This is a genomic window from Streptomyces sp. NPDC001108 (genome assembly GCF_053598535.1).
On sequence record NZ_JBSFKL010000020.1, the window covers coordinates 1 to 16,940 of the forward strand.

The window sequence follows — 16,940 nt, forward strand, 5'->3', positions numbered from 1 at the left end:
CCTCCCCCCCGCGGGTGGGTTTTTGGTGGGGGGGGGGGGGGGCGGGGGGGGGGGGGGGGGGCCCCCCCCCCCCCCCCCCACCACGGGGTGGGACGAGCGGTGGTCCGCCCCGTAGCTCAGGCGTCCGCGAGGTCCTTCGACGGAGCGTTCGCGCGGCGGGGGAGCAGTACCGGGGTGGCGAGGAGAACGATCCCCGCGACGGCGATCGCCGTCCGGGTGCCGATCACGGAGGCCAGCGCCCCCCACAGGGCGGTCGTCCCGGCGATGGCGAGGCTGCTGCTGACCGACCATGCGGAGAGGGTACGGGCGACCAGGCCGGACTCCGTGTGATCGAGCCGGTACGTGGCCAGCACCGGGTTGAACACCGCGCAACAGGTCACCAGCCCGAGCTGGACGGCCATCACCAGCACCATCCCCGGCACACCGGGCCCGACGAACGCCAGACCGATGGGCCAGCAGGCCCGCAGGACACCGGCCGACATCAGCACCTCGCGCCGGCCGAACCGGGTCACGAGCCGACGCGCGAGGCGGGAGCCGACGAGGCCGCCGACGCACGGCGCCGCGAACATCAGCCCGTACTGCCACGGGGCGAAGCCGAGATCACCCAGCAGCAGCACGGCGAGCAGCGGCTCGGAGGCCATGATCAGGCCGTTGACCACGATCGCGTTGAAGAGCAGCGGGCGCAGCGTGGGGTGGTCGAGGATGTGACGCCACCCGGCGAGCAGGTCACCCGCGCTCAGCCGAGCCGCCCCGGCCCGTTCGGGGCGGGGCTCCGTCCCGCCGATTGCACGGATGCCCAGGGCCGAGAGCAGATAGCTGCAGGCATCGGCGATCACGGTCGTCACGGGCCCGAACGCCGCGATCACGGCCCCGCCGAGCGGCGGCCCGACCATCGTCGCCGACCAGGTCGTCGACTCGAACCGGCCGTTCGCGACCAGCAGGTCATCGGGCGGCAGAAGCCTCTTGAGGTACGCGCCGCAGGCGGAGTTGAAGGCGATGTTGGCCGCGGCGACCACGATCGACACGACCAGGAGCTGGGCGAAGCTCAGCCGGCCGAACCAGTATGCCACCGGGACGCTCAGCAGCGCCGCGAACCGCAGCAGGTCCGTCCCCACCATGACCGGCCGCTTGCGGCGGAACTCCACCCACGGCCCGAGCGGAACCGCCAGCACCGCCCCCACCGCCCGCCCGGCGGCGGCCAGCACCGCCACCTGAGTCGGCCCGGAGTCCAGGACGAGCACGGCGATCATGGCGAACGCGCCGAAGCCGAGCCCCGTCCCGTACGCGCTGACGGCGTACGCCGACCACAACCATCCGAACCGCCGCCCCAGGGACCGCCCGCCCGCCATTCCCCCACACACCTCTCGCGCACTTCTCGCCGACCTGGACAACCACACGCTGATCGACGGAATCAAAGCGAGTGCTGGACGCTCGGGGCAAACAACTGTTCTGTGCGGAATTACAACCGATTGTTGTGCCGGTACGATGCCCGATGTGGATCTCGACGCTGTGCGCACCTTCGTGACCGCCGCCGACGCGGGGCGGTTCCAGGATGCCGCCACGGAATTGTCCGTCACCCAGCAGGCGGTCTCCAAACGCATCGCGACCCTGGAGAAGAACCTCGGTGTGCGGCTGTTCACCCGCACCTCCCGCGGGGCGAGGCTCACCATCGACGGGCAGGCGTTCCTGCCGCACGCCCGCGACCTGCTGCGGACCGGGGAGCGGGCCCTCGCCTCGGTCCGGCCCGGTCGCCGGGCACTGCGCGTCGACGTGATCGGCCGCCGTCTGGCCCCGGCCGACCTGCTGCGCGACTTCCACCGCGCCTGCCCCGAGGTCGCCCTCGACGCCGTGACCCTCTTCGACGCCGAAGCGGCGGTCGACGCCGTCCGGTCCGGCACGATCGACGCGTCCATCCGGGCCGTCACGATGCCCGGCCAGCGCTTTCCCGACGACATCAGGAGCACCCGGGTCCTCGACGAGCCGATCCAACTCCTCACCGGACCGGGCCACGAGTTCGCCGACGCCCGCTCCATCGCCCCCGGCGACCTCGCCGGGCACCGCATCTGGATGCCCGGCATCGTCCCGGGCACCGAGTGGGCCGCGTACTACGACGCCCTGGCCGCCGCCTTCGGGTTCACCATCGAGGTCACCGGCCCCGACTTCGGCGTCGAGCCCCTGCTGGACACCATCGCCGACTCCCGGACCCTGGCCACCCTCGTGGGCGAGCAGACCCGGTTCGCCTGGCCCGCCGACCACGGACTGCGCCGGGTCGTCCTGAGGGACCCCACCCCGGTCTACCCGCACTCACTGGTGTGGCACCACGACAATCCGCACCCGGCGCTCGCCGCGTTCCGGGACCACCTCCGCTCCGGCCGGTTCGGCCACTCCGGCGCCGGGACCTGGACACCCTCCTGACCGGCCGGTCAGCGGGTGACCGGGCCCCGGCCCCGGAGGACGCTCACGCGGCCGACCGGGAGTGGGACCCGCCGTCCCCGCCCCGCTCCGCCCCGTCGACGTCGTGGTGGATGGGCATGCCCGCACCGGTCAGCGGAACCCCCGTGCCGCCGCGCCGCGCCGCGACGATCTCCGCCGCGATCGACAGCGCGGTCTCCTCGGGCGTACGGGCGCCGAGGTCGAGGCCGATCGGGGACCGCAGCCGAGCCAGCTCGTCGTCGGTCAGCCCGGCCTCGCGCAGCCGGCGGTCACGGTCCGCGTGGGTCCGGCGCGACCCCATCGCCCCGACGAACGCGACCGGCAGCCGCAGGGCGGCCTCCAGCAGCGGAACGTCGAACTTGGCGTCGTGGGTGAGCACGCACAGGACGGTCCGCGCGTCGGTGCCGGTGCGCCGCAGATAGCGGTGCGGCCAGTCGACCACCAGCTCGTCCGCCTCGGGGAAGCGGGCCCGGGTGGCGAAGACGGGCCGGGCGTCGCACACGGTCACGTGATAGCCGAGGAACTTTCCCGCCCGTACGAGCGCCGTCGCGAAGTCCACGGCACCGAACACGATCATGCGGGGCGGCGGCATCCTCGACTCCACGAACAGCGTCACCTCGCCCGGGCAGCGCGAACCGCTCTCCGAGACCTCGAAGGTCCCGGTACGCCCGCCGTCCAGCATCGCGCGGGCCTCCGCCACCGCGACCCGGTCCAGCTCCCGGCCACCGCCGAGACCGCCCTCGAACGACCCGTCCGGGCGGACCAGCAACGCCCCGCCGAACAGCTCCGCCGGACCGTCCGCCACCCGGACCAGGGCCGCCGACTCCCCGCGGCACGCCGCCGCCACCCCGGCCCGGACCACCGGTGCGTCCGCACGCACCGGGGTGACCAGCACATCGACGACACCGCCGCAGGTGAGCGCGACGGCGAAGGCGTCCTCGTCGTCGTACCCGAACCGCTCCCGCACCGTGCGCCCGTCCTGGAGGGCCCGTACGCACAGCTCGTACACCGCGCCCTCCACGCAGCCACCGGACACCGATCCGACGGCCGTGCCGTCGTCGGCGACGGCCAGGGCGGCACCGGGACCGCGCGGCGCGCTGCCACTGACCGCCACCACGGTGGCCACGGCGAAGTCCCGGCCCTCCTCGAACCACCGGTTCAGCTGCTCGGCGATGTCAAGCACGCGGCGCGCCTCCTTCCCCCGCCCCGCCCCGGGCCTCCCGCGCCGCGCGCAGGACCCGGTCCGGACGGATCGGCAGTTCCCGGTGGCGGACACCGGTCGCATGCCACACCGCGTTGGCGATGGCGGCCGCCACGCCCACGATGCCGATCTCGCCGATGCCCTTGATCCCGATCGGGTCGCCGGGAATGGGATCGTCCACCCAGTCTGCCTCGATCCGGGGCACATCGGCGTTCGTGGCGTAGTGGTAGCCGGCGAGATCCGCGCCGACGTGGCGGCCGGTGGCCCGGTCCCGGAGCGCCTCTTCGTGCAGGGCCATGGACAGCCCCCAGGTCATGCCGCCCACCAGTTGGTTACGGGCGGTGAGCGGGTTCACGATGGTGCCCGCGGCGAAGATGCCGAGCAGCCTGCGCACCCGTACCTCGCCGGTGTCCGTGTCCACCGCGACCTCGGCGAACTGCGCACCGAAGGAGTGACGTTCCTTCGCCGCGAGGGCCCCGACCGCCTCGGTCGTGTCCGACCGGGTCGTGACGCCCTCCGGCGGAACGCTGCCGCCCAGGGCCAGCCGTTCCCGCAGCTCGTTCGCGGCGACGGCCACGGCCCAGCCCCAGGAGCGCGTCCCCATCGAGCCTCCCGCGATCATGGCCGGCCCCAGGTCGCTGTCCCCGACGCGCACCCGGACCCGGTCCGGCCGCACCTCCAGGGCCTCCGCCGCGACCAGGGCCATCGCCGTCCGCGCCCCGGTCCCGACGTCCGCCGCGTTGATCCGCACGGTGAAGCTGCCGTCCGGCTCCGCGGTGACGGCGGCCGTGGACGGGCCGACCCCGGAGGGGTACGTGGCCGCCGCCGTGCCGGTGCCGATCAGCCGGCGCCCCTCGCGGCGCACCCCGGGGCGGGGGTCCCGGCCGGCCCAGCCGAATCTGCGGGCCCCCTCCTCGAAGCAGGCCGCCAGATTGCGGCTGCTGAACGGCAGTCCGGACACCGGCCCGAGCTCTGGTTCATTGCGCAGGCGCAGCTCGATCGGGTCCAGGCCGGACTTCTCGGCCAGCTCGTCGAGGGCCGACTCCAGGGCGAAGGACCCCGGCGCCTCGCCCGGGGCCCGCATCCATGTCGGCGTCGGCACGTCGAGGCGGACGAGCCGGTGCCCGGTGTGGTGCGCGTCGGCGTCGTACATCACCCGCCCCAGCACGGCACTCGACTCGACGAACTCGTGCACGGTCGACGTGACGCTCCGCGCCTGATGGTCGAAGGCGAGGAACCGCCCGTCGGCATCGGCACCGATCCTGATCCGCTGCGCGGTAGGGCTGCGGTAGCCGACGAGGGAGAACATCTGGCGCCTCGTCAGCACGGTGCGGACCGGACGGCGCAGGACCGTCGTGGCCATCACGGCCGCCACCAGGTGCGGGGCCAGCCCCTTCGAGCCGAAGGCACCGCCGACGTGCTCGGCCCGGATCCGTACCGAGGCCGGGTCCAGGGAGAAGAGCTGCGCCAGCTCGCCCGCCACCCAGGTGCTGCCCTGGTTGGAGTCGATGACGTCGAGCCGGCCGCCCTCCCAGCGGGCCGTCGCCGCGTGCGGCTCCATCGCGTTGTGGTGTTCCTCCGGAGTGGTGTACTCCTCGTCCACGACCACCGCGGAGGCGCCGAGCCGGGCCTCCAGATCGCCCTTCGCCGTCTCGGCCACGACCAGCGGGCTGTCCCGCGGGGTGTAGGCATCGGGATGCCCGGCCCGGAACTCCACGTCGTGCGGTTCGGTCTCGTACCGCACGACCAGGGCCTCCGCGGCCTCTCTGGCCTGCTCGGACGTCTCGGCCACCACCAGGGCCACGGGCCAGCCCGCGAAAGGTACCCGATCGTGCTGGAACAGGCCGATCACCGGATTCGGCCGATCCAGCATGCCGATGTAATCGAGATGGAGACGGGGCGCGTTCCCGTGGTGCAGCACGGTCAGGACGCCGGGCATCTCCAGGACGGGGCCGTCCTCGACGGAACGGATCCGGCCACGGGCCACGGTCGACAGCACCAGCCAGCCATGCGCCAGTTCGGGGAAGGGCACCTCCCCCGAGTAGCGGGCGGCCCCGGTGACCTTGGCGCGGCCTTCCAGCCGGGTATGGGCGGAACCGACGACTCCGGTCGGGTTCGTGGCGCTGGTGGTCGTGGTCATCGGGCGGCCTCCTCGGCGAGTTCCGTGAGTACGGCCACGACGAGGTTCCGTATCAGCGTCACCTTGTAGCCGTTGTCGGCAAGGGGCTCGGCGGCGGCCAGCTCGGCCTCGGCCGCCGCGGTGAACGACGAGGCGTCCGCCGGTCCCCCGATCAGTGCCCGCTCCGCCGCCCGGGCCCGCCACGGCCTCGAAGCGACGGCCCCGAACGCCAGGCGCGCATCGCGTACGGCACCGTCGTGGACGGTGACGGCGGCCGCGACCGAGCCGAGCGCGAAGGCGTAGGAGGCCCGCTCCCGCACCTTCCGGTACCGCGAACGGGCGGCGACCGGGGCGGGCGGCAGCACGACGGAGGTGATCAGCGCACCGGGCGGCAGGACGGTCTCGACGTGCGGGGTGTCGCCCACGGGCCGGTAGAACTCCTCGATCGTGGCCTCGCCCGGCCCGTCGGCCGACTCGTAGGCGACGACCGCGTCGAAGGCCGCGAGCGCGACCGCCATGTCCGAGGGGTGGACCGCCACGCAGTGCGCGGAGGCACCGAGGATCGCGTGGTTGTGGTGCTCGCCCTCGACGGCGGCGCACCCGCTGCCCGGTGAGCGCTTGTTGCACGGACCCGCGAGGTCGGTGAAGTAGCCGCAGCGGGTGCGCTGGAGCAGATTCCCACCGACCGTGGCCATGTTGCGCAGCTGCCCCGACGCTCCGGCCAGAACGGCCTGCGTCAACGCGGGGTAACGGCGTCGGACTTCCGGATGGGCCGCCAGATCGCTGTTGGTGACGGTCGCGCCTATGCGTAATCCGCCGTCCGGCGTGGGCTCGATCCCGTCGAGCGGCAGCCCACGGACGTCGACGAGCAGCGCGGGCCGCTCCACCCCGGCCTTCATGAGGTCGACGAGATTCGTGCCGCCGCCGAGGTAGCGGGCCTCCGGAACGGAGCCCAGCAGATCCACCGCCCCCGCGACGTCGAAGGCCCGCTCGTAGCCGAACTCCCTCACGCCACAACCTCCTTGTCCTGTCCACCCGCAGCCCTGGCAGCCTGTTCCACTGCCTGCACGATCGACACATAGGCGCCGCAGCGGCACAGATTGCCACTCATGCGCTCGCGGATCTCGTCGGAGTCGAGCGCCGGAATCCCTGCCTCCGGTCGTACGTCGTCGGTCGCCGCGCTCGGCCAGCCCGCCGCGTGCTCCTCGATGACCGCGATGGCGGAGCAGATCTGCCCCGGGGTGCAGTAGCCGCACTGGAGTCCGTCGAGGTCGAGGAATGCCTGCTGCACGGGATGGAGCCGCTCACCGTCGGCGACGCCTTCGATCGTGGTGATCGCACGCTCCTCGGCCGCGACCGCGAGCTGGAGGCAGGAGAGTGTGCGACGGCCGTCGACCAGCACCGTGCAGGCACCGCACTGCCCGTGGTCGCAGCCCTTCTTGGAGCCCGTCAGATCGAGCCGCTCGCGCAGTGCGTCGAGCAGGGTGGTGCGATGGTCGACGGGCAGTGTGTACTTCTCTCCATTGATGTTCAGGGTGATGACACTGGACGTCGATGGGGTCATGAATCGGCCTTCTTTCGCATGGGTGATGCGCGTCGAGCGAGACGATCCCGGCCATGGCCCGGTAGGTCCGGGAGGGGCCGGAGGGAGAGGACGACGGAACGACAGGAACGCGATGAACCGCTGGCGGAGGGGTGAAGTCCGGAGGCGCCGACCCGATCTGCCACTATGGTGAATTCAGGCGGACAACTGTCCATTTGTTGTCGAACCTAGCGGACAGCTGTCCGCTCAGCAAGGACGGACTCGGCCGCGGTCCTTGGGGAGGAGGGCGAGTGCGGGACGGGAAGAACGTGCCGCTGCGTCCGGATGCGCGCCGCAACCGCGAGCGCATCCTGGAGGTCGCGCTGGCCGAACTGACGCGGGCGGCGGACGCCCCGCTGAGCGTGATCGCGAAGAAGGCGGGGGTGGGGCAGGGGACGTTCTACCGGAACTTCCCGCACCGCGAGGCCCTGGTGCTGGAGGTCTACCGCTACGAGATGCAGCAGGTGGCCGACGCGGCCGAACAGCTGCTGCGGACCCGCGCGCCCGACCGGGCGCTCCGGGAATGGATGGACCGTCTCGCCCAGTACGCCATGGCCAAGGCGGGCCTGGCCGACGCGCTGCGCACGTCGACGGGCAGGCCCGGCGGCCTGGCCCCCTTGGGGCACGGCCCGGTCACCCGGGCGGTCGAACTGCTGCTGGACGCGAACGAGCGGGCCCGCACCATCCGCCCGGGGCTGACGTCCGAGGACTTCCTCCTGGCCATCGCCGGCCTCTGGCAGCTCGACCCGCACGGCGACTGGCGGCCGCGTGCGGAGCGCCTGCTCGACCTGGTCATGGACGGGCTGCGGGCGGGAGCCCCGGGAGTGGAACGGAATGGACCCTAGGGGGGTGTCAGACACCCCCCTAGGCGTTCATGCCGTATCCCAGCTCCTCCGCGGCGACGCACCAGAAGGAGTTCTCGTCGGTGACCGCCGCCGCGTCGAGCCCTTCGAACCGCGCGACGAGGGCTTCGGTGAGCGCGTCCGCCGCCTCTTCCGCGGCGTCCTCGGATCCCTGGTCCGACCCGGGGTGGGCATCGGCCTCCTCCGCGGCCTCCGTGTACGCGCGGGTGAAGGCCAGGAATGCCGCGATGTCGGAGTTCACCAGATGGGGCGTGCCGTCCTCCGGCAGCTCCCAGAGCGAACCGTCGGCACGGCGCACGCCGAGCGCGCTCAGCCCGGGATCGAGGGCCACCAAGGCGTAGCGCACCCCGTCGACCGTGCGGTCGGTGAAGGGGGCGTCCTGCCAATGGCCGGGGTAAGGGGCGCCGGTGCATTCCGCGAGGAGCGGAGCGAGCGTCATGTCGTCGTCCATGCGGGCAACGTAGCGCTCGGCACTGACAGGGCGACCGGCGGGGAATCGGTGGTCGGCCGGATTGGGGGTGCCCCAATTCGGTAACCATGGTTGCGCGCGATGGTCCGCCACCGGCGCCGACGGGACCCGGGAGGAAGGCGAGGACGTCGCACTTCGGGCGACGAAGGAGGAGGCTGCCGCTCACGCGGGCGCCTTTCTGCGGGCGCACGCCATCGACCGGCCGTAGCGACCGCAGCGCCGCCGACCGCCACGAGGGCACTGTCAGTGGGGTGAGGCAAGATCGGTCCCACGATTCTTCGGGAGAGACGAGGGCCCCATGCCGATCGCCAACCAGAAGGTGGCAGAGCGCCCCTTTCTGCAGTCGCTGTACAGGGACGACTACTACCCGGACCACGTCCTGGACAAGGGCAGGGCGATCCTGCTGGAGCTGTGCGAGCGCATCGAGGCCGAGAGCCCGGCGGATCTGCCGGCCCTGTACGCGCTCACGGAAGCGGCGACCGAGCGGTTCAACCTGCTGGAGGTCGAGTTCGAGGCCGCCGGGAGCGAGATCGAGACCGTGGCCCGGGAGGAGATAGGCGAGGAGTTCTGGTTCGTGGCATCCGCGTACGGCTTCCCGGAGGCGGACGCGGAGGAGCTGATCGCGGCCCGGGAGTGGTGAGAGCGCCCGCTCTGCCGGGCGCGGAGCGGGCGGTCAGTCCTCCGGAGCCCCGGCCGGGAGGGCGTCGAGGAAGTCCGAGAGGAGCCGGTAAAGAACCTCGGGGCGTTCGAGGTGCACGTCGTGCCCCGTTCCGGGGATGCTGACGGCCAGTGTCTCCGGCCGGTCCTTGAGCATCCGGTCGGCGTCCTGCGGAGGGATGAAGCCGGACTGCCCGAGGACGGCCAGGGTGGGGCAGGGGATCTCGGCCCACCGACCCCAGGTGTCGCACCGGGCGTTCTCGGCCAGCGAGTCGACCATCACGTCCCGGTCGAATCGGGGCCACCACCCGTCCGTGCGTTCCTCCAGTCCGGCCGCCCACCCCTCGCCGACCGGGCCGCTGCCGAGGAAGCCGACGGCCTCCTCCCGCGTGGCGAACGGCACCGGCCAGCTGTCGAGCCATCCGTCGATCCGGGCGGGCAGTTCCGGATCGGGGCCGCCGGGGCCGGCCTCGACCAGCACGAGCGCGCGGACGAGCCCGGGGTGCGCCGCCGCGGTGAGCATGGCCGTGTGGCCGCCCAGCGACTGACCGACGAGCACCGGCCGCTGGAGGCCGAGCTGGTCGAGTACGGCGACGACATCGGCGACGTAGGCGGCCCGCGAGACGTCGCCGGGGCGGCGCTCGCTGGCTCCGTGGCCGCGCTGGTCGACGGTGACGACCCGGTGGGCGGGGCTGAGCCGCCGTGCCACGGAGTCCCATTCGCCCGCGTGGCCGGCCAGGCCGTGAAGGAGGACGACGGGCGTCCCTGTTCCTCCGTGGTCACGACAGGAAAGTCGTACACCGTCCCGTACGACGGTGCGTTCGGCCCATGCCATGAGTCGTCCCTCCCGGGTGTCGGCCTGGGGGAGCGTATCCCGGCGGCGCCGCCTGCGAGGCAGGCCGTACTTCGGCCCGCCCGCAAGGATTGAGTACTGGACAGTCCAGTTTTCGTGTGGGTACTGTACCGTCCAGTTCCAGTAGTCGGCCGCTCGTGGCCGGGTATGCACGAGGGAACAGTTCAAGATCGTCAACGGTGGACAGAAGGAAGAGGACAACGCGACATGGCTGAACCGGTCAAGGGCCCTGCCAGCTACTTCCCATCGATCGAGAAGAAGTACGGACGTCCCGTCTCGGAGTGGAAGGACCTGATCCGTTCCTCGCCACTGACCAAGCACATGGAACTCGTCTCCTGGCTCAAGGCCGAGCACGGACTCGGCCACGGCCACGCCAATGCCCTGGTCGCCCACACCCTCGCCGAGGACAGCGGGAAGTGAGCGGTCCGCCGGGCGGCTCAGGCCCGGCCCGGACCCGTCGCCGGATCCGGGCGGAGCCAGTGGCGCTCGGTGGTCCAGCCGAGGAGGCGGCGCCCGCCGCCGCTCTCCGGGGACCGACCGGCCGCCGCCCGGCGCAGGCCGGTCAGCGCCGGAGCCAGCCGCGCCGCGACATGCCACGGGAAGCGGTCCGCCTCGGCGTCCAGCCGGGCGATCGCCCGGGCCTGTCCCGCGGCGTCGCAGAGCGACAGGTGGAACACCATCTGGCGCCACGCGTAGGCCACGTCCTTGATCGTGGACAGGGGCCGCGGGTTGCCGTGCACCCGGGCGGTCAGCGCGCACACGGTGGTGAAGGAGCGCAGGGCCAGATCCTCCCACCCGGGCTCCGGCTCGATCCCGACCCGGCCGACCAGGGTGGCCAGATTGTGCGTGGTCAGGATCTGGGCCTGCTCGATCACCGTGCCGTTGGCCGCCACGGAGAACCGGTCCCCGGCCCCGCCCGCCCGGGCGACGCACAGGGAGGCGAACCCCGGTGAGGTGCGTGCCCGGTGACCGCGGCTCAGCGACGCGCCCGCCTCGACGACCGCCAGATTGCGGACGGCCGCGTAGTCGATCGCGTAGTAGCGCTCGTACAGCGTGCCGCGGAGCAGTTCGGCGGCGATCCGTGCCGACGCCAGGAACTTCGGGGTGAAGGTGCCCATGAAGATGTCCGAGGCCAGCTCCTCGACGAACGGGGCACCCGCCTCCGCCTGCCGCGCCAGCACGCCGAGTTCGCGGACCAACGGGTTGGGCAGGATCGTGCCGGGGAACGCCTGCACGGCCAGTTCGCCGAGCTGACGCAGGGCCGTCCGTGCCGCTTCCTGCCCCTCGTCGCCGGCACGGAACCGGGCCACCGCGGCCACCCAGGGCAGTTCCTCGACCCGCACCTGCCGGGCGAGGTTCAGCAAAAGTAGCGAGCGGCGGTTGCGGAACGCCCGGTAGTTCGCGGCCATGAGCGTACGCAGCGCCGGATCCTGGTACTCCTGGGCGCTGACCGAGGCGACGAGCTGCGGGACCAGCTCGGCCAGGACCTCGGCCGACGGCACCACCCCCCGTTCCACGAGCGTGCCGAGCGGAGCGCTCAGCGCGCCCTCCACGACGCGGCGCACCGCCACCGGCACCACCGCTCCCTCGGGCAGCGACGTCCCCGCGGCCTCGGCGGCCGAGACGTCCGCGACCAGCGGGGCCACATCGGGCGCCCCGGTCTCCCGAGGGAGGCCGGACAACCGGCTCAGCACCAGCCGCGCGAACGCGTGGTGCGAGGGCAGGGCCGCCTGAGCCGCCTGGCGGGCGCGCAACGCGCTGTGCGGCCCGGAGCCCGGACGGCCGCGCCGCCGGACCATGGACTCCACCGCGTGCCGCAACAACCCGAGCCGCCGCGCGGTCAGTGTCCGGCCCGCGACGGTCTCCTCCAGGGCGGTGCGCAGGATGCCCAGGTTCTCCTTCGGGTCGCGGTGCTTGGTGCAACGGGTGTGAGCGGCGGCCAACTGACGGTAGCGCCGCAGAAGTTCGGCACCCCGTTCCCGCCAGGCGTCGTCGGGGGAACGGTCCAGTACCCGGCCGGAGCCCGCGGTCTCCAGCCAGTGCGACAACAGCTCGTCCCCGAAGGGCTGCCAGACGGCCAGGGCCTCGCGCTGCGTCTCCACCGCGGCATTGGGCCGCCGCGCGGACAGGGTGGACGCGGCGTCGCCGACCGTGTTCCGGTGGAGCGCCCGGACATCCGGCGCGGGCAGCTCGGACGGGCGGGGCGTGAAGCGCAGCCGCCCGGCCCACGGCTCCAGCACCTCGACGAGTTCCAGCGCACCGGCCACGTCCCCGGACCGCACCAGCCAGGCCACGGTCAGCAGCGCGGCCTCCTCGGGCACGGCGATCTCGTACCGTCCGCTGTCGAGCAGCGCGTACAGGCGCGCCAGCCCCGGTTCGGTGAGGCAGTACGCGAACAGGGCGCGGCGCTCGGCGGGGATGCCCGCCAGGGCGACGACCTCGTGTTCGTACGGCTGGAGAGGGCCCTCGGCGCTCGCCGCGGAGGTCGCGAAACCTCCCCGTACGACCTCCGGGGTCACCCACGCGGGCAGGTCCGCGACCGGGGTGCGCGAGCCGATGGCCAGGCGGCCGTCGGCCATCCCGTCGAGCACGGCCTGCCAGCGGCCGACCCGGTGCGCGGCGCGCTCCCGGGTCCCGGGCTCGTCGTGCGTCAGCCAGGTCAGGAAGGCCCTGGCCCGCATGGTCCCGGCGTAGCCCGAGGAGAGGTCCGGGGCCGGGGAGGAGTGCTGCTGCTCAGCGTCGTCGTTCATAAGCCGACGTGGCAGGTTCCGCCCCTGCGCCCTCCGGGTCTGAAGCCCGGTGCTCTGCTACTGAGCTACACGCCGATGGGCATGACATTAGAACGCCTTATCGAACGCGGGCAACGAGATTTTTCGGTCGGAGCGATGTGTCCAACCGTCGGGGCCCACGCCCGACGAGGCGTGCTACGCGTCCGTCGCGTGGATGGCGGGCGCGGGGGATCCACCGTCCTGCGGGCGGTCGCGGCGGGCCGCGGTCCGCAGGAGGAGCGCGGCGACGGCTCCCGCCACCACCCCGAAGAGCAGGGCTGCCGGGACGTTGTTGCCCAGATCGGCCGCCCACCGCATCGGCCCCTGCCGGGAGTCCGCCTGGTCCACGGCCATCCGCATGACCTGGCAGACCAGCAGGCCGAAAACCGTCGCGCACACCGCCACCGCCGCCATCGCCGGTACGGTGACCCGGGTGAGCAGCGAGGGAAGCCGCCTCAACGCCCACCACACCACGGCCAGCAGCAGCGCGTCGACGGCCCGGCGCAGCAACCAGTCGCCGACCGGCGTGCCCGCCGGTCCCGACCACGCCCCGAGCAGGAGCCACTGGCGCAGCAGATCACCCGGCTCGGCCAGTACCCCGATGCCCGGGGAGACCTCCTGGATGCGGGCGGTGACCGGCTGGTACGAGAGGACCACCAGCGACACCGCGACCACCAGGGTCCCGGCGGTGGCGGCCATGCGGGCGGAGCGCGCCGGGACCACCGTTCGCGCCGGTGGCTCGGCCTCCCGCGCGGTGATCCGGGCCAGAAGCACGGCCGCGCCCGCCGCGACCAGCGCGGTCACCACGACGATCTGCTGCCCGGAGGACATCGCGCCCGCCCACTGGGGCAGGAACCGGTAACTGCCGTGCCCCTGCGAGGCGATGAGCCAGGGGGCGGACACCGTCACCGCGAGCGTCCCGGCCACCAGACCCCAGGCCCACAGCGCGAGCGCCGTGGCCGGGGCCCGGCCGCTCACCGGCGGCAGCCTGCGGATCAGGAGCAGCGCCCCGGGCACGAAGAACGCGAAGACCGCGGCGAACCGGATCTGCATCGCCGTCGTGTAGAGCGTGAGATAGCGGGAGCCGTCACCCCCGGCCGTCCCGGCGAGCCCGCCGGACGCCTCGGCGCCGAACCGGTACGCGGCCGGTGGGTCGTAGGACCAGGGGGTGAGCCAGTACCCCAGCTCGGCGGTGGTCCGGCCGCCGAGCACTCCCGTGGTCCCCGGCAGTTCAAGAGCCTGCGCACTCGACCCCGCCCACCACAGGAGCGCCGTGAGGAGCAGCCCCGCGACCACCGCTGGTAGCGCCGCCTGCCGATACGTCATCTTCCGCCCCCGTAGCAACCGTTCATCGTGTGCGTCCCCCGGCCATGGAGCGTACGAGCCGCCGGTCACGTACGGATCACAGCCGGACCTCGACTTGCCCGGAGGCGCGCCCGGACGTCCGGTTCCTGTCCGTCGGGGCATCGCGCGATGCGGCGAGCGAGTCGGATAGCGTCGTGCCCGACGAGTACCGAGGGGGTTGCCGATGGCGGAGCGTGTGGTGCCGGAGCGGGTGGTGGCGGCGGAGCGCATCGCCGCGGAGTCGGGGTTCAGGAAGAGCTGCACCCGGGACATGGGCCGGCTGCTCAGCACGGCCGCCGCCGCGAAGCCGCAGGGAGTCGTCGCGGAGAGCGGCACCGGGGCCGGGGTGGGCACCGCCTGGCTGCACAGTGGACTCGGCACCGGCGCGCGCCTGATCACCGTGGAACGCGACGAGGGGCTGGCCCGCCGGGCCGCCGGTCTCTTCGCGGACGACGACAGAGTCCACGTGCTCACCGGGGACTGGCGGCTGCTCGAACGGCACGCCCCCTTCGACGTCTTCTTCTGCGACGGGGGCGGCAAACGGGACGACGGGCAGCGGGTGATCGAACTGCTCGCGCCCGGCGGGCTGCTCGTCATGGACGACTTCACCCCGTCGCCCCACTGGCCGCCCCGCTTCGAGGGCGAGGCGGACGAGCTGCGCCTCTTCTACCTCACGCATCCGGCTCTGGAGGCCACCGAGGTGCTCACCACGCCGACGAGTTCGGCCGTCCTCGCGTCACGGCGCCCGTAGGGCCGGGCGGCGTCAGCTCCCGTCGGGCCGCCGTTCCGCGCGGGAGCGGCGGTGGGCCGCCACGCGTTCGCGGGTGGCGCACCGGCGGGAGCAGTAGCGGCGCTCGGGCCCGCTGCCCTGCCTGAGCAGGACGTTCCGGCAGGAGGTCGAGGCGCAGACCCTGCCGGGCGGCTGCTGCCGGTCCCAGACGAGGACCGCCAGGGCCACGCAGGACGAGGCGAGGAACCACTCCTCCCAGGGCGCGTCGTCGTCCCGGTCGAGATGGGGGTGCCAGGGTGTGGTGCTTCCGTGCGAGGTCAGCCGGAGCGGAACGGTGTGTTCCCGCAGGAGGCGGTTGAGGGTGGTGGCGGCCTCGTCGGTGCTCCCGGCGGCGAAGACCTCCCGCAACAGGGCGGCGGCCGTCCGCATCCCGTCGACATCGTCAGCGGTGAGGCCGAGGGGGTCCGCTTCGCCGTGGGCGCGGAGCACTTCGGCGACGGCGGCCGGGTCCGGGGAGTCGCCGTCGAGCACGTTGACCAGCGCGGCCGTCCGCCGCGCCATGGCCAGCACGGAGTGCCGGGTGGACCAGTCGTCAGTAGGAGGGGACACCTCGGCAATGTAACGCATCTTGCTGAGTTTTGAGTTACCTGAGTAACGTTCCGGCCATGCTGAAGCGTTACCCCCTCCGGCTGTACCTCGCCGGAGCGCTGGCGGCCCGCGCCGGTGACGAGATGTCGGGACCGGCCCTGCTGCTGGTGGGTTTCACGGCGGCCGGATCGCCCGGTGACGCCTCGGCACTGCTCGCGGGCATCACGATCGCCGCCGCGGTGGGCGGGCCGGTGCTGGGGGTGTTTCTCGACCGGGCGGAGCGGCCGGGGCGCATGCTGGCCGTGGCCCTGGTGCTGTACGGGGCCGGTCTGGGGGCGGTGCTCGTGGCGCTGGGCCGGCTCCCGTTCGGTGTCGCGGTCCTGATCGCGGCCTGCGCGGGACTGCTGGGGCCGGCCCTCTCGGGCGGGTGGACCGCCCAGCTGCCCCGGGTGGCGACGGGCGACCGCCTGCCCCGGGCGAACGCGCTGGACGCCATGACCTACGGCGCGGCGAGCCTGGTCGGCCGCGCGCTCGCGGGCGGCGCGGCGGAACTGGTGGGCGCGCCGATGGCCGTGGTGCTCGCCGCCGGGCTCATCGGGGCGGCGCTGCCGGCCGCGTGGCTGCTGCCCGGCGTCCCCGCCGGCGACGACCGGCCCCGGCCGACGGCCCGCTCCGGCCGGAAGCTCCGGATCCGGTCGATCGGCACCGAGACGGTCGCCGGGGTACGGGCCATCGCCGGGCGGCCGCAACTGGCCCGGGCCACCCTCGGCTCGGTCGTCTGCTGTGCGGCGCAGGGCATGCTGGCGGTGTGCACCGCCCCGCTGGGCGAGCAGGTCCTCGGCGGTGCGGGACGCGGGGCGCTGCTGCTCGCCCTCGCGGCCGTCTCCGGGCTGGGTGCCAACGCCGTACTCGCACGGTTCCCGCACCGGGCCGGGCCCGCCACGGTGCTGGCGGCCGGTGCCCTGGCCCAGGCCGTGGCCCTGGCACTGGCGGCGTCGCTCCAGCCGGCCCCGCTGATCGTGGCGGCGCTCGTACTCGGTGCGGGCGAAGGCCCCCAGTTGACGGCTCTGTTCGCGGTCCGTCACCGCGAGGCCCCGGAACGGCTGCGCGGCCAGATCTTCACCACCGGCGCCAGTCTGAAGATCACCGGATTCGCCCTGGGGGCAGCGGCCGCCGGGCCGCTCGCACACGGATCGCTCCCCGGCACGCTGCTGCTCGCCGCGAGTGCGTCGGTCCTCGGAGGCGCCCTGCCGATCGTGGGCGTACCGGGCGGGTCACTTTCCAGGAGGGCGCGTGCCCGGGGCCGTCCCTGACAGGCTTTCACGTGCGGGTC

The 16,940-nt window shown here is 73.4% G+C and carries 16 protein-coding genes; 6 read left to right on the forward strand and 10 right to left on the reverse strand.

Going from position 1 to position 16,940, the window contains the following annotated elements; translation table 11 throughout:
• Positions 1-116: 116 nt before the first annotated feature.
• Positions 117-1,349 carry an MFS transporter gene (locus tag ACWC97_RS30275; RefSeq protein WP_450652749.1) on the reverse strand — a complete coding sequence of 411 codons (1,233 nt, stop codon included), beginning with the start codon at positions 1,347-1,349 and terminating at the stop codon, positions 117-119.
• A gap of 145 nt (positions 1,350-1,494) precedes the next feature.
• On the opposite strand from ACWC97_RS30275, the gene ACWC97_RS30280 reads away from it, so the two are divergent.
• Positions 1,495-2,415, forward strand: coding sequence for a LysR family transcriptional regulator (locus ACWC97_RS30280; protein ID WP_450652751.1), 921 nt, complete (start codon positions 1,495-1,497; stop codon positions 2,413-2,415).
• A gap of 43 nt (positions 2,416-2,458) precedes the next feature.
• Here the strand turns inward: ACWC97_RS30280 and ACWC97_RS30285 are convergent, their stop codons facing one another.
• The 4 genes from ACWC97_RS30285 to ACWC97_RS30300 are packed head-to-tail and all read right to left on the reverse strand — an operon-like array spanning position 2,459 to position 7,317.
• The gene (locus ACWC97_RS30285; protein ID WP_450652753.1) at positions 2,459-3,616 is read right to left on the reverse strand and encodes an XdhC family protein; all 1,158 of its coding nucleotides are present in this window, start codon (positions 3,614-3,616) and stop codon (positions 2,459-2,461) included.
• Positions 3,609-5,774 carry a xanthine dehydrogenase family protein molybdopterin-binding subunit gene (locus ACWC97_RS30290; RefSeq protein WP_450652755.1) on the reverse strand — a complete coding sequence of 722 codons (2,166 nt, stop codon included), beginning with the start codon at positions 5,772-5,774 and terminating at the stop codon, positions 3,609-3,611. Before ACWC97_RS30290 ends, ACWC97_RS30285 begins: the two co-directional genes overlap by 8 nt.
• Positions 5,771-6,763, reverse strand: coding sequence for an FAD binding domain-containing protein (locus ACWC97_RS30295; RefSeq protein WP_450652757.1), 993 nt, complete (start codon positions 6,761-6,763; stop codon positions 5,771-5,773). The genes ACWC97_RS30290 and ACWC97_RS30295 overlap by 4 nt, the downstream gene beginning before the upstream one ends.
• Positions 6,760-7,317: a (2Fe-2S)-binding protein gene (locus tag ACWC97_RS30300; protein WP_450652759.1), complete on the reverse strand. Its 558-nt coding sequence runs from the start codon at positions 7,315-7,317 to the stop codon at positions 6,760-6,762. Before ACWC97_RS30300 ends, ACWC97_RS30295 begins: the two co-directional genes overlap by 4 nt.
• A 269-nt stretch (positions 7,318-7,586) precedes the next feature.
• On the opposite strand from ACWC97_RS30300, the gene ACWC97_RS30305 reads away from it, so the two are divergent.
• The gene (locus ACWC97_RS30305) at positions 7,587-8,180 is read left to right on the forward strand and encodes a TetR/AcrR family transcriptional regulator (protein ID WP_352279987.1); all 594 of its coding nucleotides are present in this window, start codon (positions 7,587-7,589) and stop codon (positions 8,178-8,180) included.
• A gap of 19 nt (positions 8,181-8,199) precedes the next feature.
• Here the strand turns inward: ACWC97_RS30305 and ACWC97_RS30310 are convergent, their stop codons facing one another.
• Positions 8,200-8,649, reverse strand: coding sequence for an SUKH-4 family immunity protein (locus tag ACWC97_RS30310; RefSeq protein ID WP_450652761.1), 450 nt, complete (start codon positions 8,647-8,649; stop codon positions 8,200-8,202).
• A 316-nt stretch (positions 8,650-8,965) separates the two neighbouring features.
• Between ACWC97_RS30310 and ACWC97_RS30315 the strand changes: the two genes are divergently transcribed.
• Complete coding sequence (locus ACWC97_RS30315; protein WP_352279985.1) at positions 8,966-9,307, forward strand: DUF5713 family protein; 342 nt, start codon at positions 8,966-8,968, stop codon at positions 9,305-9,307.
• Positions 9,308-9,340: 33 nt separating this feature from the next.
• On the opposite strand, the gene ACWC97_RS30320 is transcribed toward ACWC97_RS30315, so the two are convergent.
• Positions 9,341-10,159, reverse strand: coding sequence for an alpha/beta fold hydrolase (locus ACWC97_RS30320; protein WP_450652763.1), 819 nt, complete (start codon positions 10,157-10,159; stop codon positions 9,341-9,343).
• Between the two features lie 225 nt (positions 10,160-10,384).
• Here ACWC97_RS30320 and ACWC97_RS30325 point away from each other — a divergent pair, with 225 nt between their 5' ends.
• Positions 10,385-10,597, forward strand: coding sequence for a DUF4287 domain-containing protein (locus ACWC97_RS30325; RefSeq protein ID WP_366297054.1), 213 nt, complete (start codon positions 10,385-10,387; stop codon positions 10,595-10,597).
• A 17-nt stretch (positions 10,598-10,614) separates the two neighbouring features.
• On the opposite strand, the gene ACWC97_RS30330 is transcribed toward ACWC97_RS30325, so the two are convergent.
• Both ACWC97_RS30330 and ACWC97_RS30335 read right to left on the reverse strand, forming a co-directional pair.
• The gene (locus tag ACWC97_RS30330; RefSeq protein WP_450652765.1) at positions 10,615-12,927 is read right to left on the reverse strand and encodes a hypothetical protein; all 2,313 of its coding nucleotides are present in this window, start codon (positions 12,925-12,927) and stop codon (positions 10,615-10,617) included.
• Between the two features lie 174 nt (positions 12,928-13,101).
• Complete coding sequence (locus tag ACWC97_RS30335) at positions 13,102-14,271, reverse strand: hypothetical protein (RefSeq protein WP_450652767.1); 1,170 nt, start codon at positions 14,269-14,271, stop codon at positions 13,102-13,104.
• A 202-nt stretch (positions 14,272-14,473) separates the two neighbouring features.
• Here ACWC97_RS30335 and ACWC97_RS30340 point away from each other — a divergent pair, with 202 nt between their 5' ends.
• Positions 14,474-15,040, forward strand: coding sequence for an O-methyltransferase (locus tag ACWC97_RS30340; protein WP_450652769.1), 567 nt, complete (start codon positions 14,474-14,476; stop codon positions 15,038-15,040).
• Between the two features lie 12 nt (positions 15,041-15,052).
• On the opposite strand, the gene ACWC97_RS30345 is transcribed toward ACWC97_RS30340, so the two are convergent.
• Positions 15,053-15,646, reverse strand: coding sequence for a CGNR zinc finger domain-containing protein (locus ACWC97_RS30345; RefSeq protein ID WP_450652771.1), 594 nt, complete (start codon positions 15,644-15,646; stop codon positions 15,053-15,055).
• Between the two features lie 38 nt (positions 15,647-15,684).
• Here ACWC97_RS30345 and ACWC97_RS30350 point away from each other — a divergent pair, with 38 nt between their 5' ends.
• Positions 15,685-16,920, forward strand: a complete 1,236-nt coding sequence (locus tag ACWC97_RS30350) for an MFS transporter (protein ID WP_450652773.1) — start codon at positions 15,685-15,687, stop codon at positions 16,918-16,920.
• Positions 16,921-16,940 lie beyond the last annotated feature (20 nt).